The 23,925-nt window shown below is 47.8% G+C and carries 19 protein-coding genes; 11 read left to right on the top strand and 8 right to left on the bottom strand.

Annotated elements, in window-relative coordinates:
* Positions 1–7 precede the first annotated feature (7 nt).
* The 5 genes from IEY13_RS20115 to IEY13_RS20095 all read right to left on the bottom strand — a co-directional run bounded on the left by IEY13_RS20115 (position 8) and on the right by IEY13_RS20095 (position 7,428).
* A complete protein-coding gene (locus IEY13_RS20115) occupies positions 8–4,864 on the bottom strand; it encodes an Ig-like domain-containing protein (RefSeq protein WP_188955574.1) in 4,857 nt (1,618 codons plus the stop codon).
* A gap of 301 nt (positions 4,865–5,165) precedes the next feature.
* The gene (locus IEY13_RS20110; RefSeq protein WP_188955572.1) at positions 5,166–6,008 is read right to left on the bottom strand and encodes an SDR family oxidoreductase; all 843 of its coding nucleotides are present in this window, start codon (positions 6,006–6,008) and stop codon (positions 5,166–5,168) included.
* Positions 6,009–6,207: 199 nt separating this feature from the next.
* Positions 6,208–6,759, bottom strand: coding sequence for a hypothetical protein (locus IEY13_RS20105; RefSeq protein WP_188955570.1), 552 nt, complete (start codon positions 6,757–6,759; stop codon positions 6,208–6,210).
* 4 nt (positions 6,760–6,763) lie between these two features.
* Positions 6,764–7,234 (bottom strand): RNA polymerase sigma factor, encoded by a 471-nt coding sequence (locus tag IEY13_RS20100; RefSeq protein ID WP_188955568.1) that lies wholly within the window; start codon positions 7,232–7,234, stop codon positions 6,764–6,766.
* Between the two features lie 53 nt (positions 7,235–7,287).
* Positions 7,288–7,428, bottom strand: coding sequence for a hypothetical protein (locus IEY13_RS20095; protein WP_188955566.1), 141 nt, complete (start codon positions 7,426–7,428; stop codon positions 7,288–7,290).
* A 163-nt stretch (positions 7,429–7,591) separates the two neighbouring features.
* On the opposite strand from IEY13_RS20095, the gene IEY13_RS20090 reads away from it, so the two are divergent.
* From IEY13_RS20090 to IEY13_RS20045, 10 genes are all read left to right on the top strand, one after another.
* Positions 7,592–8,110 carry a BON domain-containing protein gene (locus IEY13_RS20090; RefSeq protein ID WP_188955564.1) on the top strand — a complete coding sequence of 173 codons (519 nt, stop codon included), beginning with the start codon at positions 7,592–7,594 and terminating at the stop codon, positions 8,108–8,110.
* 23 nt (positions 8,111–8,133) lie between these two features.
* Positions 8,134–8,556, top strand: coding sequence for an SH3 domain-containing protein (locus IEY13_RS20085; protein WP_188955562.1), 423 nt, complete (start codon positions 8,134–8,136; stop codon positions 8,554–8,556).
* Between the two features lie 298 nt (positions 8,557–8,854).
* On the top strand, positions 8,855–9,181 hold the full coding sequence (locus IEY13_RS20080) for a hypothetical protein (protein ID WP_188955560.1): 327 nt from the start codon (positions 8,855–8,857) through the stop codon (positions 9,179–9,181).
* A complete protein-coding gene (locus IEY13_RS20075; RefSeq protein ID WP_188955558.1) occupies positions 9,178–9,519 on the top strand; it encodes a hypothetical protein in 342 nt (113 codons plus the stop codon). The genes IEY13_RS20080 and IEY13_RS20075 overlap by 4 nt, the downstream gene beginning before the upstream one ends.
* A 23-nt stretch (positions 9,520–9,542) precedes the next feature.
* On the top strand, positions 9,543–10,448 hold the full coding sequence (locus IEY13_RS20070; protein ID WP_188955556.1) for a helix-turn-helix domain-containing protein: 906 nt from the start codon (positions 9,543–9,545) through the stop codon (positions 10,446–10,448).
* Positions 10,449–10,528: 80 nt separating this feature from the next.
* The gene (locus tag IEY13_RS20065) at positions 10,529–11,437 is read left to right on the top strand and encodes an oxidoreductase (RefSeq protein ID WP_188955554.1); all 909 of its coding nucleotides are present in this window, start codon (positions 10,529–10,531) and stop codon (positions 11,435–11,437) included.
* A gap of 139 nt (positions 11,438–11,576) precedes the next feature.
* Complete coding sequence (locus IEY13_RS20060) at positions 11,577–12,572, top strand: phosphotransferase enzyme family protein (protein ID WP_188955552.1); 996 nt, start codon at positions 11,577–11,579, stop codon at positions 12,570–12,572.
* Between the two features lie 115 nt (positions 12,573–12,687).
* Positions 12,688–13,674, top strand: coding sequence for a hypothetical protein (locus IEY13_RS20055; protein WP_188955550.1), 987 nt, complete (start codon positions 12,688–12,690; stop codon positions 13,672–13,674).
* Between the two features lie 105 nt (positions 13,675–13,779).
* Positions 13,780–15,939 (top strand): methionine--tRNA ligase, encoded by a 2,160-nt coding sequence (metG, locus tag IEY13_RS20050; protein WP_188955548.1) that lies wholly within the window; start codon positions 13,780–13,782, stop codon positions 15,937–15,939.
* 1,002 nt (positions 15,940–16,941) lie between these two features.
* A complete protein-coding gene (locus IEY13_RS20045) occupies positions 16,942–19,194 on the top strand; it encodes a right-handed parallel beta-helix repeat-containing protein (protein ID WP_188955546.1) in 2,253 nt (750 codons plus the stop codon).
* A gap of 49 nt (positions 19,195–19,243) precedes the next feature.
* On the opposite strand, the gene IEY13_RS20040 is transcribed toward IEY13_RS20045, so the two are convergent.
* From IEY13_RS20040 to IEY13_RS20030, 3 genes are all read right to left on the bottom strand, one after another.
* Positions 19,244–20,104 (bottom strand): hypothetical protein, encoded by an 861-nt coding sequence (locus tag IEY13_RS20040; RefSeq protein ID WP_188955544.1) that lies wholly within the window; start codon positions 20,102–20,104, stop codon positions 19,244–19,246.
* A gap of 123 nt (positions 20,105–20,227) precedes the next feature.
* Complete coding sequence (locus IEY13_RS20035) at positions 20,228–20,998, bottom strand: LytR/AlgR family response regulator transcription factor (protein WP_188955542.1); 771 nt, start codon at positions 20,996–20,998, stop codon at positions 20,228–20,230.
* Positions 20,998–22,755: a tetratricopeptide repeat protein gene (locus IEY13_RS20030; RefSeq protein ID WP_188955540.1), complete on the bottom strand. Its 1,758-nt coding sequence runs from the start codon at positions 22,753–22,755 to the stop codon at positions 20,998–21,000. Before IEY13_RS20030 ends, IEY13_RS20035 begins: the two co-directional genes overlap by 1 nt.
* Before the next feature lie 132 nt (positions 22,756–22,887).
* On the opposite strand from IEY13_RS20030, the gene IEY13_RS20025 reads away from it, so the two are divergent.
* Positions 22,888–23,919, top strand: a complete 1,032-nt coding sequence (locus tag IEY13_RS20025; RefSeq protein ID WP_188955538.1) for a S66 peptidase family protein — start codon at positions 22,888–22,890, stop codon at positions 23,917–23,919.
* Positions 23,920–23,925 lie beyond the last annotated feature (6 nt).

The raw sequence follows: 23,925 nt of genomic DNA, 5'->3' as shown, positions 1-23,925 counted from the left end.
TTTTCTGTTAACGTACAATGGTAACAGAACCTTTTTTAATGATTTTGCCTTGTGAGCTGAATACGAAGAAATAGGTGTCAGCAGTAAGCAGGTTTTGCCCTGAGGTGCCGCCCCATTTGTTATCGTAGTTACGTTTTTCAAATACCAGCTTACCGGAACGGTCGTAAATGCGTAACTCGTTATCAGCATAGGATGACACGTTTTCAATGCTGAACATATCGTTGATTCCATCGCCGTCAGGAGTAATAATAATCCGCCCGGAGAATTGCTGAACAGGCACTACCGCTATAGTAATGGTATCTGAAGCATTACAGCCGGCTACACTGCTTACGCGAACGGTATACAGTGTGGTTTCCTGTGGATTAACCGTAACACTGGCTGAGGCCGGGAAGTTAACTGTGGCGGCAGGTGTCCAGCTTACAGTGCCAATACTTTCGCTACTGGTAACAGTCAATTGTGTGGTGCTGCCTTTGGTAATGCTGCTGCCTGCGCTGCTGCTGATGTTAATAACCGGTATAGGGTTAACTGCTACTGTATATATCTGAGAAACTGCTTTGCAGCCATTGGTGCCGGTTACCTGCAGCTGATAATCGCCTGCGCTAGTAATCTGCAAAACAGTAGCAGTGGCGCCTGTTATTGCGGTGTTGTTTTTAAACCATTGGGTGCCGGAGGTGGCAGCAGCGGTTAATGATACGGTATCGCCCGCGCAGATACTGAGTGCGCCGCCTGCTGTTACATTGGTTTCAGGCGCTGCCAGTAAAGCAATTGCTGCCGGTGCAGATACAGCTGTGCAGCCGTTGGCGTTGGTATGCTTTACGCTGTAATTGCCCGCTGTGCGTGCTGTAAATTGTGTGCCGGTACCAGTGGTAATGGCGGCACCGTTCAACAGCCACTGGTTGCCCGTTGTGGCGGAAGAAGTGAGTACAACACTATCGCCGGAACAAAACGCGGTATTGCCCTTTGCAGCAATTACAGGTGTGGCCGGTAAAGCATTCACTATAATACGTGCAGCGGTGGTATTACTACAGAATTCATTTGCGGTAGTATAGCTGATGCTGGCAGTGCCTGCTTTTACACCTGTTACCACACCGGTTGCATTAATTACAGCAATGCTGCTGTCGCTGCTTATCCAGCTGCCGTTGCCTGCTGCGTTGGCAAGCTGTGTGGTGGCGTTTACGCACAAAGTGGTGTTACCGGTAATAGGCATAACGGCGGGCATATCGCCAATGGTAACCGTGGTGCTTACCGGCGATGTGCAATAATTGTTGCGGGTGGTATAGGTAACTATTGCCGTACCCTTTTTCACACCTTCTATTACGCCTGTAGTATCATTAATGATAGCTATGGCTTTATCGCTGATGCTCCATATGCCCCCTTTAGTGGCATTGAGTAACTGTGCAGTACTGCCTGCGCACAATCTGGTGGTACCTGTAATGCTGCTGTTGGCAGGAAGTGCCCGGAAGGTGATTTCTAAAGCATCAGACTTTGAGGTGCAGCCATATTGGCTGGTAGTTTGAGTGGAATAGTAGCCTCCGTTTTTAACAACATACGTGTTTTGGGTAGCACCTGTAATAGCTGTTCCGTTCAGTAACCACTGGTTAACGGCAGCGGAAGATTGCAGTATTATGCTGTCGCCCGCCCTACATAGTACACCGGAGTCTCTGGCAGCAATAACCGGTGCATCCGGTAAAGCCATTACGGTTACATTTTTGATGGCGGTATTATAACAGTAGCCGTCGTTTATTTCATAACGTACGGTGGTGGTACCTGCCTGCCAGCCCCATATTCTGCCACTGTCGCTAAAGTTTACAATATTGGTATTGCCTGAGAACCAGTTGCCTCCTGCAGTTGCGTTATACAGGCGTCCGGCGCTGCGTAAACATATCATAGTATCTCCGGTAACAGGCTGTACCTCTGGTAATGCCCTTACGGTAACACTTGTGCTGGCGGTAGCGCTGCAATAGCCATTGCTGATAGTGTAACTCATAGTAGTAACACCCGGCTTAATGCTGGTGATAATGCCCTCTGAGTCAATCGTTGCCACGCTGGTATTGCTGCTGTACCAGGTGCCACCTATAGGGCGGCCGTTAATTTTTCTCAGCATACCCATACAAACAACTGTGTCGCCGGTAATGGGGCGTACAGCAGGTACAGCATTAACGGTAATACTTACTGTGGTTGATCTGGCTTTGCAACCATTAGTATTGGTGGCCTCTACGGAATAGGTGCCACCAGAGCGGGTGATATAGCTGGCTGCGTTAGCACCAGCTATGGGCTGGCCATAGTTCAGCCACTGATAGCTGCTGGCGGCAGAAGCCGTAAGTCTGGTGCTATCGCCTGAGCAGAAAGTAGCCTTACTTACCGATGTAATTACCGGCGTGTCGGCAAACGGATAAATAATTACTTCTTTGTATGCATAGTTTACGCAGTTGGAATTGGCTATTCTGGCACGTACGGTTACCTTGCCCGGGTTCATGGCCTGCAGTAAGCCTGCATTGCTTATATAGGCCAGCCTGCTGCTATCAACCGACCAGGTTATGGTGGCCGTTGTGCTATACAGTTGAAGATTGGTACCCGGACAAACCGCGTTGTTGCCCGTAACAGGTGCAATATCTGGTGTAGTGCTTACAAAAATTGATTTGGTAGCTGTGCTGGTACAGCTGCCGTTGGTAGTTACATAGGAAAGTGTTGCGGTACCTGCCGAAACGGCTGTTACTACTCCCAATGAATCTACGGTAAATACAGCAGAATTGCTGCTGCTCCATCTGCCGCCTGGTATAGAGTCGGTATAAGTACTCCGTGTACCGGTACACAACCGGTTGCTACCCGCAATAGGGGCAATCGCAGGTGTGGTAGCTATGGAAATAGTTTTAGACGAAGTATCAGCACAGGTGCCGTTATTGTAAATATGTCTGATGGTGGTGCTGCCTGCTTTAAGGGCAGTAATAACACCGGTAACACTGTCTATAGATGCTGACGTGGCATTGCTGGTAAACCAGCGGCCTCCGGTCATAGCGTCTTTTAACGTAGTAGTATTACCTGTGCACAACGTAGCTGCACCGGTAAGCGTGCCTAATACAGGAACGGCTTTTACGGTAATAGTGGTAACTATAATTGTCTGACAGGTTTTGTTGGCATAAGTATAAACGAAGGAACAGGTGCCTGGCTTTTTCGCCAGATAATAGCCGTTATCCTGTAATGTTGCTATGGAACTGTCTGATACAGTAAGTTTGGTATATCCGGTTCCTTTAACTGCCGACCACAGGGTAGTGCCTGTGCATAGGGTGGCGTTTGTGGGAACGCCGGATATCTGTCCTGGTTTTTCCAACACTTCAATATCATGCGGACTGCGTGCTACACAAGCTTTTCCGGGCACATCATAGTTGTAGGTAATCTGTACTATGCCGGGTTTGTTCTTTGCTCTTACCTGCGCAGGTACGCCGGTCAGGTTTACGGTAGCAAGCGTGGTGTCGCTGCTGAGCCAGTAACCGCTTGGGTTGCTGGTGGTGTTTATGGTAACCAGGCCGCCCGTACAGGTATAGCCCGACCAGGAGAAGGATTCGAATTTAATAGCGTAGTCTTTAATTTTAATGTCAAAAAAGCTGGTATCACTACAGCCTGTATTGCTGAGTGTGTAGTATACCTGAGCCAACCCCTGGTTGCCGCCATACACGCTACCTTGTGTGGGGTTTACAGATGCTCTGCCGCCTTTGGAAATGGAGCCCCATATGCCACCGGGGTTTACGCTCCTGAACTGCGAAGTGCTGCCTGAACAGATGGCGGTATCGCCTGTAATAGCACCGGTAGGTGTAAAGTTATTTACACGCAGGGTAATTTTAGCAGTAGTTGTACAGCCGCTGCCATAGCTGTAAGAGATGGTGCTGGTGCCCGGTGCCAGTGCAGATACCAGGCCGCTGTTGCTGATGGTGGCAACGGTAGTATTGCTGCTGGCCCATGTACCACCTGTGGTAGTATTCGCTAACTGAGAAGTAGTGCCCACGCAAAGTGTGCTGTCGCCCGTAGTGGCAGTAAACACAGGAGGTGTACCTACGGTAATAGATTTGCTGGGGGTAATATTACAGGTACCGTTGGTAACGGTATACCGGATAGTGGCGGTACCTGGTGCAATACCTTTTAACAGGCCATTCGCGTCTACAATGGCAATGGATGAGTCGGATGTATTCCATTTGCCACCGGATACTGTATTGCCAAGTTGAATCGTATTACCGGTACAAACCCCGTCAGGGCCCAGAATAGCGCTCGGGTCGGGGTAGGCCAGTACAGTAAAGGGAATTGTAGTACTGCTGGCACAGGTACCATTGCTGTAAGTGTAAGAGATGATGGATACGCCGGGTTTCAATGCCATAGCATCACCGCCCTTAGCATCAATAGTAGCAATGCTGGTGTTGCTGCTGGCCCATACTCCGCCGGCAGGGCTGCAGGTTAAGCGTGCCATGCTGTATTCGCACAGGGTTCTTCTGCCCGCAATGGTATCTAACACAGGTGAAGCAAGTGCAGTCAGGTGAATGGTAATTTCATCCGTACTTGTGCCATCGCTCAGCTTTACCGTAAAGGTATCTGTGCCTGCGTAGTTGCCATTGGGATGCAGGGTAAGGCCTTTGGGGGTAATAAGGCCTCCGTTACTGGTGGTAGAAAAGGGAAAGCCACTTAACGTGCCATGAGACGGAGCAGTTTTAACCGTCCACGTAAGTGTTTGTCCGCTATTGGCATCACTGCCCTTTAAAAATTTGGAAACATCTAACTGACCTATACTGCTGCAATAGGTGGTATAGACTGAGTCCGGAACAAAAACCGGTGCCTGTGCACGGGTAATCACGTGCAGGCACACGAGTGCGCATAGCAAGATAAGGCGCTTGCATCGCCTGAAATGTCTGATCATAATCTGTCTTGCGGAATTACGGGTTGTTTGATAATGAAACGCGCCGAGGGGAAAAGCGCATGGACTACTTAATAGGTTGCGTTTTTTTGTTAATCTGGTTAAGGTTTAGGTTTAACGCCGCGAAAATATATATAATGAGGGATATATATGTAAAACCTGTAAGCTGATAACATAAAAAAAAGAGGATACCTGTCAGTGGTATCCTCCTTTTAAGGGGGGCGTTTCTTAACGCCTTTTTGCATACAGGTATTGCTGCCTGCTGCGCTTACTTATCAAATGCGGTAGCCGTAGCCAGTTCTTTCATTACAGCCAGATCTTTTTGTACAGATTGTATCTTAACATCGGCCATATTATAAGCATCCTGACCCAGGAATAAATGAACCGGTGGGTTTTGCATATTAGCGGTAGCTATCATTACAGCCGCTGCTTTTTCAGGATCACCCTCCTGGTTGTTGTTGATATTGTGCTGGTGCGCATGTTGTACTTCTCTTACATTATCGTAGCCTGCTATTTCTTTTGCTGCCACGGCTATAGAACCGGCATCCAGAAAATTGGTGCGGAAATAACCGGGTGATACTACCGTGGTATCAATACCAAAAGGCTTTAATTCAGTAGCCAGCGATTCGGTAAAACCGTGTACCGCAAACTTGGCGGCGCAGTAAATGCTAAAGCCGGGGAAGGCGCCTGTAAAGCCACCAATGGAGGCAATATTTAACACGTGGCCCGAACGTTGGTCACGCATATAAGGTAATGCTGCCCGGATAACGTTGAGTGAGCCGAATACATTTACATCAAAGTTTTTGCGCGCTTCTGCATCGGAAGTTTCTTCCAGCGAGCCGATGATGCCGTAACCGGCATTGTTTACAATTACATCTACCCCGCCAAAGTGTGCAACGGCAGCATCGATGGCTGCTTTAACGCTTGCTTCATCGGTCAGGTTCATGCTTAACGGCAGAAATTGTTCTGTTTTAATGCTTACTGCTTTTTCCAGGTCGGCAATGCTTCTGGAGGTGGCGGCTACTTTGTAGCCTTCACTCAGTAATCTTTTTACCAGTACAGCTCCTAAACCTTTAGAGGCGCCTGTTACTAACCATATTTGCTTGTTCATAGCTTTTGTTTTTGTTTGATAACACAAAGCTAGTGCGGCGTGAAGCCCTGTTTGTAGCAGCATTCAAACCGATACTTGCAAAATTCAAACATGGGCTTGCAAAAGCGTGTCTGGTACCTCAAAGGGGCAGAGTGTGTTGCCGGGATGGTGCTCTTCTGTCAAAATGGTTACTGCCCCAGGGCGCTGGATAGCCTGTTAGTTATGCTGCATGCCGGAAATCGTTGATTACCGATTGTATGGCTTTTATTCTGTTGGCCCATAAAAGCGCCAGTAATAGAATCTGTACAACGGCAACCGCTACTGCGCCTGCCAGCAACCATAGTTTTGCCTGGGTAAGGGTGATAACGGAAGTAAAGAACAGTAATATGCATACAAAGGCAGCTATACGGCACGTTACAGCGGTAACGGCCCAGTTACGCAGGCTGTGTGCATGTTGCTGTAGTGTAACCGTTACATTCCCCGCAGTTAGTTTTTTACGGGTCAGCAGGTAACCCCACAGGTTGTGCAGCAGTACCAATACCACACCTGCTACCAGCAGCAGGTTGGCATATAGCGGTTTACGGTTACCATCAAAAAAATCGTAGTACACCACCAGAAAAGCGCTGAATCCTGCCAGTTCTATCAGTAGCTGTTTACGCATGCGTTTCAGTACAGGGTGTTTGCCTTCCTGTAGCATGTTGTGTAATGCTTCCGTTGATTGCTGGCTGGTGGCTGCCCCCTGCCATGCGGCTTTTAGTTGTTGTTCATTCATAATATTATTGTTTTAAAAGTTGTTGTAAACGGCTTTTGGCGCGGTTCAGCTTTACCCCTACGTTGCTGTGAGTAATGCCCAGTATGTCCGCTATTTCCTGGTAGCTGAGGTTTTCCAGGTATAGGGCAATAATAGCTTTGTCGGCATCTGGCAGTTTGGTAAGCGCCTGCCACAGCTGTTGCTGTTGTTCATCCCGTGGTGTATTATCAGCCTGCTGCTCAGGCAGGGCCTCCATATATATAACCGGAATGGCCTTTTTGCGATAACCTGCCAGTGCGGTACTTAAGGCTACACGGTACAGCCAGGTGCTGAATTGCGCCCTGCCGCCAAAGCCCGGTGCCGATTTCCAGAGCTGAAATACAATCTCCTGAAACAGATCTTCCCTGTCTTCCCGGCTGTTGCGGTAAAGCCGGCATATTTTGTGAATAATGCCCTGGTGCTCATTTACCAGTTGTAAAAACTGCGACTGTTCCATAGCCAATGTTTAAAACCTGCTTTATATGTTTAGTTGCTATGGCGGGTAAAAACTTACAGCGGGTTATAAAAATTATGGTGCTTATACACGCCGACGGTAAAATGCAGAAAGCCTTTGGTGGTGCTGTCTGGTGTTTGCGCGGTGCACAGCTGTGTGCAAAACAACAGGGTTGCTATCATCAGGTTGGTTCTCATAAAAGGCAATTATGCCCCAAGTTAACTGAATTAAAGAGGAGTTTTGTTTTTGAGGCACAGAACTTGTTATAACAGTTCCGCTAATATGAATAAACAAGTAGCCTATGCACACTTTACATATTAACACCATTTATTTTATTCACCACTATATCTATTTACCACTATGAAAAGAAACAGAGTGGCGGCTTTCCTCATGTTTGCCGCAATGTCTTATGTTATTGCCTGTAAAGGAAAATCAGATACTGATATTCAGGCAGCTGTAGCAGAAAAAGTAAATGCCATACCAGGTGTAATGTCTGAAACCAAAGATGGTGTGGTGACATTATCTGGCACGGTAACGGCCGACTCCCTGAAAACCCAGGCAGAAGAGCTGACCAAAAGTACAGATGGTGTGAAAGGTGTAACCAATACCATTGTAGTGGCTGCTCCTCCCATTGTAACACCTGCGCCGCCAGCCCCCACGCTGGACACTACACGTGTAACCGTTTCAACAGACGATCAGTTGAAAGTGGGCGTGAATACCGTAATTAAAGACTATCCGGGTGTAAGCGCCACGGTAAAAGACGGTGTGGTTACTGTTAAAGGCGAAACCACTGCTTCTAAATGGAAGCTGCTGAAGCAGTCGCTGGATGCGTTGACTCCCAAACAGGTAGATGCATCGGGGCTTACCGTTAAACAATAACAGATATACTAAAACGTATAACCATGGCGTTACAGGAGAAATACAAAGAACTGATTGATGCTGCCCAAAAAGGTGGTGTTGCCCAGCTTCAGGTAAGTGAGCAGGACGGGGTATTGCATATTGCCGGCGAAGCCCCCACAGGTGCCGTAAAAGACCAGTTGTGGGATATATACGGGAAAATTGACCCCAATTTTCTCAAAGGCGATGTGGTAATGAATGTAACCGTGGCTACAGCGGTAGAAGGAGCTAAGCTGGAAGTGGTTACAGACTCTTCCAACCTCAACATCCGCAAAGGGCCGGGTACTGACCAACCCATTGTGGGCAAGGCGGGGCACGCAGACTTCGTTACCCTGATCAGCAAAACCAACGATCAGTGGTGGTTAATCAGAAACAAAGAAGGTTTGGAAGGGTATGCCTACGCGCAATATCTGAAACCGGTAGAATAAATTGTATTTGTCAGAGAGGGAAATAAGGGCTGCCATTCAGGTATGCCCTTATTTGTTTCAGGGAAGATGAGTTTTTATATCTTGCAATATCTGAAACGATCTTATGAGCTCCCTATACCAGTATCAAACTTCTATACACTTTATCAGTAATCTGGATTTTGATTATATCGAAACATATGTCTTCCAGCGAAGTCAGCCAGATAAATCCACTGGCACACAGTATCTGGTGAATGAGCAAGGTGCTTTTCAACACACCAGTCAGAAGCTGGTTAATAACTTTTTTCAATAATAAATAGCTATGAAGGGTTTCAGGATCGTGTTCAATAGTGAAGAAATTAGTGCCGCTGCCCACGACGGACATACCGTGATCAGTGTAAATGGCAGTAATGATGGTTGTCTCCTGTATACCGGAGGCTATGACCACACCGATCATAAGTGGCGTGTATGGAGCAACCGGAAAATGACCAGTGTTGATAAGCTGGAGGTTACTGTTGCAGAAATAGAAGAATGCGCTGCGCCTGTAGAGGAGAGGCTGGATTATACAGTTTCACGACGTTTTCCCGATGCTAAACTGGATAGGTTCCGGAGATTGGAGGAAGAACTAAAAAACAAAGGGTTGATATGAAAGGACTACAACTGAAGATAAATGATGTGCTGTTAACCGGTGCTATTGAAAAAGGAAGCACCAGTGTGTTGCTTACCTGCCGGGATGGAGTGTGGCAGGTGAGTTTTGCCAGCCTGAACGAAACCGCTATGGTTAGTTATATCTGGCATTTTTCTGATTTGAAGGAGGGGGACAAATTATCTGTTGCCTATATAGATGTAGAAGAGGATACGGCGTTAAGTCCTGCTGAAATACGCGACCATGAAAGCCAGGAAATGATGGATCAGCTAAGCCTGAAAACTTATTATCAGCTAAAAGAGGAGCTGATACGGGAAGGTTTACTGCCCAAAGCGTACTGATTTGATTTTTGTACCTTTGTTACATGGCAAACGTAATGGAGTTGCAATCATTTTACAAGGCGGTGAACCAGGAAATGGGCACCGCGCAAAATGAAGTGGGGCATTTCAATATCTTTCATGTGGAAGATTTGCTGAGCGCTGACCACCGGCCAACCTCCTACAGCCGCCGTAGTTTCTTTAAGATTAGTCTGGTAACAGGGCATAGCAAAATTCATTATGCCGACCGTATTATAGAAGCACAGGATAACGTGCTGGTGTTTACCAATCCCATGCTACCTTATCACTGGGAGCGCATCAGTGACAAACAGACCGGATATGTATGTGTGTTTACAGAAGCTTTTTTCAGCCGCTTTGGTCACCTGAAAGAGCTGCCCGTGTTTCAGTCGCCGGATATGGCAGTGGTACCGCTGGGGGCTGATGCGTTTGCGCAGTTTGATGCGCTTTTTGCAAAAATGTATCAGGAAATACAGGGTACGTATGCTTATAAGTACGATCTGCTACGCAACCTGCTGATGACGGTTATTCACGAAGCGCAAAAAATGCAGCCAGCGGTAAGTAGCCCGTCCACAGGTTCCAATGCATCTGAGCGTATCGCATCGTTGTTTGCAGAATTGCTGGAGCGCCAGTTTCCTATCGAAATGCTGAATCAGATAATCGGCCTGCATACCCCCGCCGATTTTGCTGCACAGCTGAATGTGCATGTGAACCACCTGAACAAAGCGCTGAAAGAGATTACCGGACATACTACTTCACAACTGATTAATAGCAGGATATTACAGGAAGCCAGAATATTACTGAAAAGTACTACCTGGACTATCAATGAAATTGCCTGGAGCCTTGGGTTTAAAGAGCCTAATCATTTTTCTACTTTCTTTAAAAGTCAGGCCGGTGTTACGGCCAAACAATTCCGCCAGTCTGCCGCTGATTGATTTTTGTAGTTTTTGCTTTTAAATCTGTATCTGTGCCGCAGTTGTGCAGCTGAACTTTGTTCCTGTTAAATGAATCGTTTATGTGGACAAAAGAGCAGATACCTGCGCAGGCAGGTAAAATAATAGTGGTAACTGGTGCTAATACTGGAATTGGTTTTGAAACAGCATTGGCTTTGTATGAAGCTGGCGCGCATGTGATACTGGCCTGCAGAAGTCTGGATAACGCAGAGCAAGCCGTAGCGCGCATACAAACGCATAAAGGCAGAGGTACATTGGAAACGGGTGTGCTGGATTTGAGCAGCCTGGCTTCTGTGGAAGCCTTCGCCAATACCATACGGCAAAAACATCAGCAGTTGCATGTGGTAATTAATAATGCCGGGGTGATGATTCCACCCGCATCCAAAACGGTGGATGGTTTTGAACTGCAGTTTGGTGTAAACTTTATAGGACACTTTGCCCTGATTGGCCGTTTGTATCCGTTGCTGAATGCAACGCCTGGTGCGCGGGTGGTATCAGTGAGCAGTCTGGCTTATCTGCGGGGCAAAATTGATTTTGAAAACCTGCGTTCTGAAAACTCCTACGACCCTATGCGTGAATATTGCCAGAGCAAACTGGCGAACATCATTTTTGCGGTGGAGTTACAACGTAGGGTCAATGCCACTAATGGCCACCTGCTGGTCATTGCGGCACAGCCCGGCGCCAACAAAACCGATCTTGCCAGGTATATGGACGAAGCTGCCTATGCCGCAGCACTGGAACGTTTTGGAACCCTGATGGACCCGTGGCAGGGCGCATTGCCTTCTTTATATGCTGCTGTGGCCGACCGTGCTATCGGCGGCGCTTTGTACGGACCTGATCAGGATGAGGGTGTCAGAGGCTATCCTGCACAGGGGGTGATTACTGCCAATGCGCTGAATGAGGCGTTGGCGCTGAAACTCTGGAGCCTGGCAGAGGAGGCTACTGGTGTTAGCTTTCCTGTAAGGGATTAAATAAAATATTCTTTATCTCATAGCGGGAAATTGCAGTAATTCAGATATTGACAGTATCTTGGCCCACTTGCTTCTGATATCAAAGTGAGTACATCGCCGGTTTCAGAAATTAGCCTCTACGCACTGGTAAAATCAATATATGAAATCCTTCTTTCCCGCTACTTATTCTACGCTTAGCACGGATGCGCTGGCGCGTTTGCTGACCGAAAAATACGGACTTACCGGAGTGCAATGTCAGCTGTTGATGCGCGGAGTAGGCGATACCTATTCCGTAACCTGCGATCAGGCGCGTTATATTTTGCGTGCGTATCGGCCCTCTCACAGAAGTTTGCCTCAGGTACAGGAGGAGGTGGATTTGCTGCTCGCGCTGCATCAGGCAGGTGTGTCAGTATCTTATCCGTTGAAAGACACCACGGGTGAAGCCGTTCAGTTACTGAACGCCATAGAAGGTGAGCGATGTGCCGTATTGTTTACTTACGCACCGGGGCAATCCGCTATTAAACTGAGTGAGAGTCAGCTACGGGTATTCGGCCGGGAGATGGCCCGTTTTCACAATGTATCGGCTACGTTGGCTCCGAAAGGCGCACGGTGGAATTTTGACCTGAACACTTTGCTCTTCCACCCGCTGGAAACCCTGAAAGCTGGTTTGGCAGAAGATACTGAAAATTACAGATGGCTGGCGGATACGGCAGAGCGCATCCGCCAGCGGCTGGCACAAACAGATACTACAGCTTTTTCGAAAGGCTATTGTCACTTCGACTTCTTACCCAAGAACTTTCATTTCGATGGGGATACGGTTACCTTCTTCGATTTTGATTTCATGGGCCACGGCTGGCTGGTGATTGATATTATGACTTTCTGGCAACACCTGGCTGTTGACGTATATGCCGGCAGAGCAACACAGCAGGAAATGGATGATGCGTATCGTGTTTTTCTGGAAGGGTATCGTGAATACCGGGAGATAAGCGAGGAGGAGTTGGCTGTGGTACCTTATCTGGCACCGGGGTTCTGGTTATTTTATATGAGCTTTCACACCACGCACGATCAGTTTTATGTGTATACAACGGCTGCCTACCGGAAGGTATATATAGGGGTGGTGAAGCATTTGGTGAAGACGTATTGGGGGGTGATTTAAGCTGTTGTGATGTTTTAATATGTTTATCTTAGCCGGTCAAACCCTGATTACTTTGGGGTCTTCAGATCATTGAATGGCTATAAAGTAATCAATAAAACAATCATAATTCAATAGTATGATGAAGACTGTTTTCTTCTCACTGGCAGCTATGGCGGCCACTCTTTCCGCTATTTCACAAAATGTAGCACTTCAGACATCAGTTGTTCAGCAAGGTGGTTTCAGGGTTTCGGGCCCTGCCAGAATTGAAAATTCTGATGCCACACATGCTGATCTGGATATTACCAATACCAACGGTAGTGCGGCCTGGGAAAGCCGCTTAACATTAACCGGATATCAGGGCAGGTATCTCCGTTTCTTTTATAGAGAAAACGATGGCGTAAGCGGCATTTTTGAATCGGTAAATGGTACGTTTTTGAGGCATAAGGCAGCAGGTAATGTAACTATACTGAATGAGAGTGTAGGGAATGTAGGAATAGGTACTACCGACCCCATATCGAAGCTGCACATTAACGGAAGAACAACCTCGCAGGGGTTGCTTAGTTTTTACTCGCCATCAGGAGATGGGGCTGGTAGTACAGGTATTGTGGCTAACCCTAACGGTTGGACCAGGATTGATCCTAACGGCGGCCGGTTTCTTATGACGGTTACCCGTGCTGATGTGAATGCTAAGCGAAATATTCTGGATATTGAGCCAATGGATACCTGGCAGCATTTAATGGAATTACATGCAGATGGAAGCGGCTTTTTTTTGGGTGATATAGGAATCGGTACCAGTATGCCCAAAAGCAAGCTGTCTGTTAATGGAGTCGTTACTGCAAAGGGAATAAAAGTAACCCAGTCAGACTGGCCGGATTATGTGTTTGATTCTGTGTATAAACTCCCATCTTTGCAGCAGGTGGAAGCGCATATCAGGAAAGAAAAGCGTTTGCCCGATGTGCCATCTGCGAAAACAATAGAAAAGGAGGGGGTTAATGTAGGTGAAAATCAGGCACTTCTTCTGAAGAAAATTGAAGAACTCACGCTGTACATTATTGAACAGAACAAAAAAATTGAGTTGCAGAATGAGCGTATCAGAAAGCTGGAGCAGCGGCAGGAACCTTAAATGTCTGAGGGGTGGTTGCTGTAGTTTTGCTTCTATTCCCAAACCAGCAAATTTCCGCCTCAGCCCTACAATTACGTACCTTTGCCGTCCGAAGAATAGTTTACGATGAATCAACCAAAGAGATATTTAATTACGGCGGCTTTACCTTACGCAAACGGGTTAAAACATATCGGACACCTGGCGGGCGCTTATTTGCCTGCTGACATATATGTGCGCTACCTGCGCGCGCAGCAAAGAGATGTGGTTTTTGTATGCGGCAGCGACGAACACGGAACTGCCATTCCTATACAGGCCATGAAGGAGGGAACTACCGCCCAGGCCATTATTGATAAATATCACCCCATTATTCAGCAGAATTTTGCCGATCTGGGTATCAGCTTTGATATTTATCACCGAACCAGTGCCCCCATTCACCACGAAACAGCACGGGAGTTTTTTGATGTGCTGAACAAAAATGGTGACCTGGAAACCAGGGAAACAGAACAGTATTACGACGAGCAGGCTCAGACTTTTCTGGCCGATCGTTACATAAAAGGCACCTGCCCTAATTGCGGCAATCCCGGCGCTTACGGCGATCAGTGTGAAAAATGCGGTACCTCCTTAAGTCCCGATGAACTGATTAACCCCGTAAGTACCCTTAGTGGTAATGCGCCGGTTAAAAAGGCCACCACCCATTGGTATTTGCCCCTGAACCGCCACGAAGAATTTCTGCGCGGGTGGATTTTGAAAGAGCATGGTGAAGACTGGCGCCCCAGCGTGGTGGGCCAGTGTAAAAGCTGGATTGATGGCGGTTTGCAGCCCCGCGCTGTTACCCGCGATCTGGACTGGGGTATTAAAGTGCCTGTGGAAGGTGCTGATGGAAAAGTATTATACGTATGGTTTGATGCCCCTATCGGCTACATCAGTGCCACTAAACAGTGGGCGCTGGACAACGGCAAAAACTGGGAGCCTTACTGGAACGATGAAGAAACCAAACTAGTGCACTTTATTGGTAAAGACAATATTGTGTTCCATTGTATCATATTCCCGGCCATGCTGAAGCTGCACGGCAATATTCTGCCGGAGAATGTACCGGCCAATGAATTCCTGAATCTGGAAGGTGACAAAATGAGCACCAGCCGTGGATGGAGCATTGAAATGGAAGATTATATTAACGACTGGATTAAACCGGAAAACGGCGGTGGTGCTATGGCCGATGCCCTGCGTTATTACCTTACCAGTATTGCGCCTGAAAGCAAAGACAGTGATTTTACCTGGAAGGGTTTTCAGCAGGCTTATACCAGCGAACTGGTTAGTGTATTTGCCAACTTTGTAAACCGTGCCTTTGTGCTGATGCACAAGCTGTGTGGCGGCAAGGTACCTGTGTTTCATAACGACCTGATAGATGATCAGGATAAGCAGCTGATTGAAGAAATTAAAGCTACCAAAGAGAAGATTGAAACAGCTATTGAGCAATACCGTTTCCGCGAAGCCCAGTTTGAAGTAATTGATCTGGCCCGCAAAGCAAACAAATACATGCAGGATAAAGAGCCGTGGATTCTGGCTAAATCACTGGCAGAGAAACCTGAATTGCAAAAGCAGATTGATAACTGCCTGCATCTGTGTCTGCAACTGACAGCCAACCTGGCCATTTTCGCCAATCCGTTCCTGCCCTTTACCGTGCAGAAAATGCTGCATATGATGAAGGTGGTAGATAAGATGCTGAGCTGGGATAATGCAGGCAGCCTGAAATTGTTAAGTGTTGGTTATACGCTGCGCGCCCCGGAACTGCTGTTCAGAAAAATTGAGGACAGTGAAATTGCTGCCCAGATAGAGAAGCTGCATGCGCGTTTGGCTAAAGCCCAGGCTGCACTGGCTGCTACGTCAGGTGGTGCTGCACCCGCTGCCGCTCCGGCTGAAAAAGCAGACAAATCTGCCAAACCGGAAGCTGCTGCCAAAGCAGAAATTCAGTACGACGACTTTGCCAAACTGGATCTGCGCACCGGAACCATCCTGAGCGCGGAGAAGGTAGAAAAGGCCGACAAGCTGTTGAAGCTGCAGGTTGATCTGGGTACAGAAACCCGCACCATTGTATCCGGCATTGCTATGCACTACCAGCCCGATCAGATAGTGGGCAAGCAGGTAGTAGTAGTAACCAACCTGGCTTCCCGCAAAATGCGCGGTATTGAAAGTCAGGGTATGATACTGATGGCGGAAGATGCATCCGGCAAACTGCACTTTGTAAATCCTGAGGAGAAGATTAACCCCGGAGCCGGAGTTAGCTAATCTGAAGAAAGGGTAACATGCAAGAGGCGGATACATCTGCCTTCGAAATAAATGGAAACGGGTAGCTGTTTTACTCAGGTAAAATGGTTGCCCGTTTTCTTTTTTTGAGCGCATTTTGCGTCATTTTGTCTGGTTTTTACCTCTGGTTTTCTATCGGTGTTCCTTCGGTGTAGGTTGCTCTCAGGTTCGCTTCCCCTTCGCTCAGCAAAATAGGGGGTGTTGTGTCAAAATGTCTTTACAGGTTGTGTTCAGTTTTGCCGTTTGTAGCCAGTTTTTTTGCCATTTATTAAAGGCCGGTTGCGTGAGATGAAACCTTGCTACCAGGCTTTTTATCTCCTTCCTGTATTTTATTCGAAACGAATCTGATGGATATTGCCTGTTGGGTAGTTTCATAAATAGTGTTTCGGAAATTGCCGCTGATGTAATGGCATTCCGGGCTCATGAAGTTATCTGGAAGGCGGGAAAAATGGGCTGGAAAGCTTGTGTTTTATACCTTAAAAAGCCTTATAAATAAATTCTTAAAATCGTTATTAATAAGAAATTTTAATATCAGAAAACTTGCTTTTTATGTATCTTTATACAGCAACAACCGGTAACCAAACCAGACGCTGAAAGCACGGTTGAGAGAGGCGTCCTCAGTCGGGTTTTGTTTGGAAACAGGGAGTTGCAAGAGGTAAGAAAACCATTTTCGAACCAAAAAACTGAAGGAAAATGGTCCGCTGCGGCGGGCTTTTTTTGTGTCCGCCGGTCAGTAAAAAGAGATGACCCAAACGGCACACAGTTCTTTGACATACTGGAAAGCTCAGGGATAATACAACGGCCTGAGCAAGGGGACATATACCCGCGTTCAGGCCGTTTGTTTTTTATCGGTTTCTGCTATGGCAGGAATCTTTGACGCTAAAAAAAGGAACAGCAACGTGGTAACGATTGCATAGATATATTTTTATGTTTAGTCGTTTTACGGAAAGCCGTGGAATATTTTGGGTGGCTAAATAACCTATTATGAAACGATTGCTCATTCTGTGCTGCCTGCTCGGCAGCACCTTTGCCTATGCGCAAACCACACTTTACGTGGCCCCCGGCGGGTCAGCCTCCAATGCAGGAACTTCCATCAGCGCACCAACCACCCTGGCCAATGCCATAGCTACTGTGGCCGCGGGCGGTACTATTTACATGCGCGGGGGAACCTACAGCTTTTCAGCTACACTGGTAATTGCAGCCACCAATAACGGTACTGCAGGTGCCAATAAAAAAATTACCGCCTATAATGGCGAAATACCGGTGCTGGACTTTTCGGCACAGGCCGTGGCCGATGCCAACCGGGGCTTTGTACTGGATGGCGATTACTGGCATATAACCGGCATAACGGTTACCGGTGCGGGCGACAATGGTATGTTGCTGGCCGGTAATAACAACACGATTGAAAAGTGTATTTTCAGTAAAAACCACGACACAGGTTTACAGCTGAGCCGCTACGTTACCTCTAATACCACGCTCAGCAGCTGGCCCTCCAACAACCTGATTCTGAACTGCGAGGCGTTTGATAATCAGGACCCGGACAATGAAGATGCCGATGGTTTTGCTGCCAAGCTTACCTGCGGCCCTGGTAATATTTTCCGGGGCTGTATTTCGCACCACAATATTGATGACGGATGGGATTTCTACGCCAAATCAGACACCGGCCCTATTGGGGTAGTTACGCTGGAAGGCTGTGTTGCTTACAGTAACGGCCAGTTAAGCAACGGCTCTACCTCTGGTAACGGAGATAAAAACGGTTTTAAGCTGGGTGGATCGGGTATTGCAGTCAATCATATTGTACGCCGTTGTATAGCTTTTAATAACGGAAAGCATGGTTTTACGGATAATGATAACCCTGGTAACATGGAAGTATCTAACAACACCAGTTACAACAACGCAGAATCGAATTTCAATTTCAGAACCGGCAGTACGGCTACGTTCCGTAACAACCTTTCTTTCAACGCCGGCTCCAGCGATAAAAGCAATGGTACAGAGGTAGGCAGCAGCAATGTATGGTGGAAGAACAATGTGAGCACTAACTCCGGATCGCTGGTAGTTAACAGTGCAGATTTTATATCACTCAGTGTAAGTGTTGCTAAAAATGCAGATGGCAGTCCCAATACAGGCAACTTTCTCTCGCTGGCTACAGGCAGCGATCTGATTAATGCAGGGGTTACCGCAACAGGTATTACCTATAGCGGCAGCGCGCCGGATATTGGTGCCAAAGAAAGTGGCGGTGGTACTACCACGCCCGATTCGTACACGCTTACTACGGCGGCGGCACCGGCAGCAGGTGGCTCTGTAACCCGCAACCCTAATGCCAGTACCTATACCTCTGGTACATCGGTTACCTTAACGGCTGTGCCAGCTTCCGGTTATACTTTCAGCGGATGGAGTGGCAGCGCCAGTGGTTCCAATACTTCTGTTAGTGTAACCATTACAGCCAACACCTCCGTAACGGCCAACTTTACCGCTACTTCAACAGGTGGGGGCAATACACTGCGTATTGACGATGCAGCTTCTTCCGTATCGGGTTATTGCGGTGCAGATGGCAGCCGTCAGAATACCTATACCGGAGCAGATGGTGGCTACTACATCAATCTCAGCAACTCGGCTAATAAGGGAGTAAACTATTATATCAGCGTACCGGCCGCAGGTACTTACAGCTTCAAATGGCGTTATGCGCATGGTACCAATAACGGCGGTACTACTGCACGGCTATTGGTAAACGGGGTTACAGCAGTGTCTTCTATCAGTTTTCCGGTAACAGGTGCATGGACAACATGGACTACTACGGGTACGGTTACCGCAACGCTGAATGCGGGTGTAAACATTGTGCGTATAGAAACCATAGCTTCTGCAGAGTTTGCGAATATTGACTGGATGGAGGTAACGGGTAATAGTCCCTCCGCTGCTTCATGCAGTGCTTCGGCAGGCTCACTGTCATCTATCAGTGCTAAAGTAGCAGATGCAAACAACGGTGCAGTTGCTGCCGGGGTGTTTCCTAACCCGGCCAAAGATTTTGCTACCGTAGGTTTTACTACCCGTAAGGCAGATAAGGTGGCTATTCGCCTGTATGGCGTTAACGGGCAGCTGGTGCAATTGCTTACGCACAAAGCTTTTCCCGCAGGATATAACCAATACCGTTTTAACAGTGGCAGACTTACCGCTGGTATGTACTATGTAACTGTTGAAGGGGGAGGGGTGCAGTTATCGCTTCCGGTTATGAAGCAATAAGCAGAAATAATGCCCCCTGAAATGTAACAGGGGGCATTATACCAGCGTATTATAGCTCCATAATACGCATATTGCTGATGTACACGTTGGCTTTATGCTCCAGATCTTCGGTACTGATGAAGAAGTATTTGGCGGTGGTACGCTCAAACATATCTGAATCCAGCATTTTACAGCGGTTGAAGTACATACGCATATGCTCGTTTTCTACCACAATAGAAATGTGCATTACCGCGTTGCCAAAGTTCTTCATCGGAAACTCCAGCCGGTTGTTGGTGCGGGTTTCGTTGCTGGTATTGCTGATGTGGTTGTAGTCGTATTCCAGCTTGCTGTAAGCGCTGGTAGTGCTGCTTACGCCGTATATATAATTGTTGGCGTTGTTGTCGCTGTTAAAGCCAAAGGTAATGCTGTTCAGATCGTCTGCTTCTTCGCTGCGGGTAAGCAGGTCAAACTCCATGGTAAACTTTTTAGGCATGGGTAGCAATGTATCCAGCCGGTAGGTGGAGTTGGACGACATTTTCAGCCATTTGCCGGGCACATCGGGTATAACGGCTACAGAGCCGGTGCTGTGTGTTTTCCAGTAACCGGGCATGCGGCCTACGCTTTCATTGGCCAGATCATCTGCGTAATACAACCGGGTGCCGGCTGCAAAAGTAGATACCTCCTCTTCATAGGGCAGCTTGCCATCCAGCTTTTTACCGCCGCCGGTGTTGCCGGTACTGCTGTCGTTGGCAGTGCCACTCTGCTTCTTTTTGCCGTTCATAATATCATCGGCTTTGGCGTTGGCTTTGTCTTCCAGTTTTTGCTGCAGCTTCTTAAAAAACTGGCCGTGGGCAGGTGCCAGGGAAAGGCTGCAGGCAATAACAACAGCTGTAAAAAAAGCGTTTCTGGTAGTGGTATGTATTGGTTTCATGGACTCAGATTGACTGGTGAATAAGGTATGCTCAGCCAAAATTAATCCACTAAAAAGGGGATTTGAGTGTATACCACCCTCCTTTGAGAATACGCGGGAAACGGTTGAGAATCTGCCGCTGCTTTATGATAATTTGGAAAGGTATTCCATTACGCTGTTCTTGCGGTTTTGCGATACCGGTACGGTGATATTGTTTTTCAGCACCAGCTGACTGGTTTTTTTACGGTAAGAGGTAATGTGCTGGAGGTTTACCAGGTGCGACTGATGTACGCGCATAAAGCCCTGTGTGTCCAGCCGTTTTTCAAAGGTTTTGAGTGGTTGCGATACCAGCAGTTCTTTCCCGTTCTCAAAATAAAAGCGGGTGTAGTTGTTGTCAGATTCTGCCTGCAGTATCTCTTTCAGTTTTACAATGTGTATATCTTCCAGGGTGCTGAGTACTATCTTTTTTCCGTGATCGGTTTGCTGACTGGTGTTGTAAAAAAAGGTTTCCAGCCGCGTGCGGTATTCCTCTTCATCCATGGTTTCCAGTACTTTGGTTACCGCAGCAATCAGTTCATCCGGAGCATAAGGTTTCAGCAAAAAATCCAGTGCACTGAAACGGAAAGCCTGCACCGCATAATCGGCAAAGGCGGTAATGAATACTACTTTAAACCGGGTATGCCCCTGCTGGTACAAACTGCTGAGCAACTCAAACGAGTTGCCATCGGGCAGGTTTACATCCAGTATCATTACAGGGGGCTGGTGTTCCAGCCAGGTAGTGTGTGCTTCTTCCAGATTGCCGCAGGGATACAGGGTGAGGGCAGGAAAATGCTGTTGCAATATATCCTGCATCATGTCCCTTGCAGCGGCATCATCTTCCAGTATCAGGCAGGAGGTGGTATTTTCCGGCTTCATTATTCAGGTGCTGTAATAGTAAGAGGAATGAACAAATGTACTGCCGTGCCGGGATAATCCGCATCTGTGGTAGCGTTTTCTATTTTCAGCTGAATAGCCTGTTTGTTGGCTTTGTTAAACTCCGCTATGCGCTGGTTTACAATACTGCGGCCCATAGAGCGGTGCAGGGTGTTGGCGGTGTTACCGGCTGCGGCATGTATGCCTTTGCCATTATCGGTAATAACTACCTGCAAATGCTGGCCGGTGGTAGTAAATGTAAGTGTAACATGCCCCTGTGCTTTGTTTTTAACGCCATGTATAACGGCGTTTTCTACAAAGGGTTGCAGCAGCATTACCGGCAGGTGAATATCAGCGGTGGGTAATTCCGGTGCGGTATTTATTGTAAAAGACAGCGATGGATTGCCCGACTGTTGCAGGGTAAGATAATGTTCCAGCATTTCTATCTCTTCTTCCAGTGAGGTGGTTTCTACATCGGAATGTTCCAGTATCAGCCGTATCAGGCGGCTGAAGCTGTTGAGATAAGTCATGGAACTTTTAGCATCGTTGCGGTAAATGTACTGCTGTATATGGTGCAGGGCATTGAATATAAAATGCGGGTTCAGCTGCACCTGTAACAGCTGGCGGCGTGTTTTAGATTGTTCCAGCTGCTGCCGCACTTTCATGTTTTTAAAACGCAGGTACAGAATGCCTGCCAGCAGCGCCAGTACTATCAGGCTGCCTGTAAGCCATTGTTGCAGCTGCCGTTTGCGTGTTTTGTTTTCTGCTTCCAGCCGCGCAATGCGTTGCTGTTTATCGGCCGTTTCGTATTTGGCGGCTATCTCTGCCACACGCTGGTCGTACTGCTTTTGCGCAATGGTATCTTTTACGGCATCGTATTGTTTAAAGTATGCAATGGCCTGCTGATAGTTGCCTGCCGATGTGTTGCCATTACTCAGGTTAAGCAGCAATTGCTTTTTCTCTGCCAGGGTAGCCAGTGGCAAGGCCTGCTGGTACCATTGTAAGCCTTCCTGTACTTTGCCGGATTGCACCAGCGCATAGCCCAGGTTGTTACAGGTAATTACAGATAGGGGCTTGTGCAGCGAATCGCGCAGGTGCAGGCTTTGCCGGGCGCTGCTGATAGCGGCGGGCCAGTTATTGGTTTTGATATAGTAATTGCTGAGGTTGGTATACAACACCGCACTTACCAGTGGTGCCTGTAGTTTGGCAGCCAGTTGCAACGCCTGCTGATGGGTGGCCAGGGTGTGGGTATTATCGCCCGTTTCCATGTACACGCCCGCCAGGTTAGCCAGCGCCTTCAGCCGGTCGCGGTCTTCTGTTTGCAATAACGCCAATGACTTTTGTAAATACACCTCTGCCTGTGCAAAGTTGCGCAGGCGCGAATACACCACGCCTATACCAATATAGGCGTCTGCTGTGGTTTTAGGGGTAATGCCGGGGCGCGCATATTGCAGGCTGGTAAGGTAGCTGTTAAGCGCTTCATCCCACTTTTCGCGCAGCAGGTTTACCTTACCCAGTTCCAGCCAGGCTTTTTGCAGGGCGGCAGTATCCCGGCTATGCAATGCATTTTGTGCCAGCTGGTGAAACAATACTGCCGCGGAATCGGTTTTGCCACTCAGCAACAGGCTATCGGCTTTGCTGAATAAAGGTGCTGTGGAAGGTGCCGGTAATACGGTTTGTGCCTGGAGTAAGCCTGTATACAAACCTGCAAACAGCAGAAGCAGGCGCGGCCACGAAACAGGATAAAGCAACTGACGCAAGGGTACTGGTTTTTAGAGGTGATGTTTTGCCAAAAGTATTCATAACCCAACTAATGCCAGACTAAATTTATGTAACACAGGCAATGCAAGCCGGAAACAGATATGTTGGATTAATAAGTAACTTGGTAGCAGATGAACAGGAAATCATTTTTACAGCAGGCAGGCACCTTGTTAGCTGGTGTTACCCTGCCCGGTTTGTTACAGGCGCAGACTACTTCCGGTGCAGCCAACAGGCTGATGATACCGCCTTATCTGAAACCGGGCGATACCATTGGTATTACCAGCCCGGCAGGCTATATAGCCGTAAAAGATATACAGAGCGCTGTGCAACAGATAACCGCCTGGGGCTTTAAAGTGGAAGTGGGTAAAACCATTGGCATGCGTAATGGCAGCCTGGGAGGTTCTGATGCGGACAGGCTGGCCGATTTTCAGCAGATGCTGGATAACAGGCACGTTAAAGCCATACTCTGCGCCCGTGGCGGTTACGGCATTGTACGCATTATTGACCAGCTGAACTTTTCCCGTTTACGCACCCACCCTAAGTGGATTATCGGTTTTAGTGATATTACTGTTTTGCACTGCCACATCAACCGCAACCACCAGGTAGCTACGCTGCATTCTAAAATGTGCAACAGCTTTCCGGACGACTGGAGTAAGGCTGATCCTATGCAGATGCAAACCATTCTTTCCATACAGCAGGCGTTAAAGGGAGAGAAGATGAGTTACACCGCCATTCCCAACCCCAACAATCGTCCCGGTAAAGTGGTGGGTAGCCTGGTGGGGGGTAACCTGCGTACCATTGAAAACCTGGCCGATACAAAGTCTGACCTATACGTAGCCGGTAAGATATTGTTTGTGGAAGACGTGCATGAAAAACTGTACAATATTGACCGGATGTTCTGGAGCCTGAAACGCACCGGCAAACTAAAGCTGCTGAAGGGGCTGATAGTAGGCGGGTTTAGTGTACAGGCAGAAACGGACCCGCAGGATGAGTTTCCGGAAGATGTATATATGATTGTAAATGAAAAGGTGAAAAACTACCGCTATCCGGTTTGTTTTGATTTTCCCGTAGGGCACCAGCGCAACAACTTTGCACTGAAATGTGGTGTGCGGCACCGGTTAGCGGTGGATGCGTATTCGGCTACTTTGGAAGAGGTAAGGTAGATAACA

The organism is Filimonas zeae (genome assembly GCF_014641615.1).
Taxonomy (GTDB): domain Bacteria; phylum Bacteroidota; class Bacteroidia; order Chitinophagales; family Chitinophagaceae; genus Filimonas; species Filimonas zeae.
The sequence above is the reverse complement of the archived record's forward strand: the minus strand, read 5'-3'. Positions and strand labels throughout refer to the sequence as shown.

Excerpts from the sequence above, each read along its gene's own strand:
- IEY13_RS20110 (WP_188955572.1), bottom strand. The coding sequence starts at position 6,008 with ATGAACAAGCAAATATGGTTAGTAACAGGCGCCTCTAAAGGTTTAGGA.
- IEY13_RS20105 (WP_188955570.1), bottom strand. The coding sequence starts at position 6,759 with ATGAATGAACAACAACTAAAAGCCGCATGGCAGGGGGCAGCCACCAGC.
- IEY13_RS20100 (WP_188955568.1), bottom strand. The coding sequence starts at position 7,234 with ATGGAACAGTCGCAGTTTTTACAACTGGTAAATGAGCACCAGGGCATT.
- IEY13_RS20095 (WP_188955566.1), bottom strand. The coding sequence starts at position 7,428 with ATGAGAACCAACCTGATGATAGCAACCCTGTTGTTTTGCACACAGCTG.
- IEY13_RS20090 (WP_188955564.1), top strand. The coding sequence starts at position 7,592 with ATGAAAAGAAACAGAGTGGCGGCTTTCCTCATGTTTGCCGCAATGTCT.
- IEY13_RS20085 (WP_188955562.1), top strand. The coding sequence starts at position 8,134 with ATGGCGTTACAGGAGAAATACAAAGAACTGATTGATGCTGCCCAAAAA.
- IEY13_RS20080 (WP_188955560.1), top strand. The coding sequence starts at position 8,855 with ATGAAGGGTTTCAGGATCGTGTTCAATAGTGAAGAAATTAGTGCCGCT.
- IEY13_RS20075 (WP_188955558.1), top strand. The coding sequence starts at position 9,178 with ATGAAAGGACTACAACTGAAGATAAATGATGTGCTGTTAACCGGTGCT.
- IEY13_RS20070 (WP_188955556.1), top strand. The coding sequence starts at position 9,543 with ATGGCAAACGTAATGGAGTTGCAATCATTTTACAAGGCGGTGAACCAG.
- IEY13_RS20065 (WP_188955554.1), top strand. The coding sequence starts at position 10,529 with ATGTGGACAAAAGAGCAGATACCTGCGCAGGCAGGTAAAATAATAGTG.
- IEY13_RS20060 (WP_188955552.1), top strand. The coding sequence starts at position 11,577 with ATGAAATCCTTCTTTCCCGCTACTTATTCTACGCTTAGCACGGATGCG.
- IEY13_RS20055 (WP_188955550.1), top strand. The coding sequence starts at position 12,688 with ATGATGAAGACTGTTTTCTTCTCACTGGCAGCTATGGCGGCCACTCTT.
- metG (WP_188955548.1), top strand. The coding sequence starts at position 13,780 with ATGAATCAACCAAAGAGATATTTAATTACGGCGGCTTTACCTTACGCA.
- IEY13_RS20045 (WP_188955546.1), top strand. The coding sequence starts at position 16,942 with ATGAAACGATTGCTCATTCTGTGCTGCCTGCTCGGCAGCACCTTTGCC.
- IEY13_RS20040 (WP_188955544.1), bottom strand. The coding sequence starts at position 20,104 with ATGAAACCAATACATACCACTACCAGAAACGCTTTTTTTACAGCTGTT.
- IEY13_RS20035 (WP_188955542.1), bottom strand. The coding sequence starts at position 20,998 with ATGAAGCCGGAAAATACCACCTCCTGCCTGATACTGGAAGATGATGCC.
- IEY13_RS20025 (WP_188955538.1), top strand. The coding sequence starts at position 22,888 with ATGAACAGGAAATCATTTTTACAGCAGGCAGGCACCTTGTTAGCTGGT.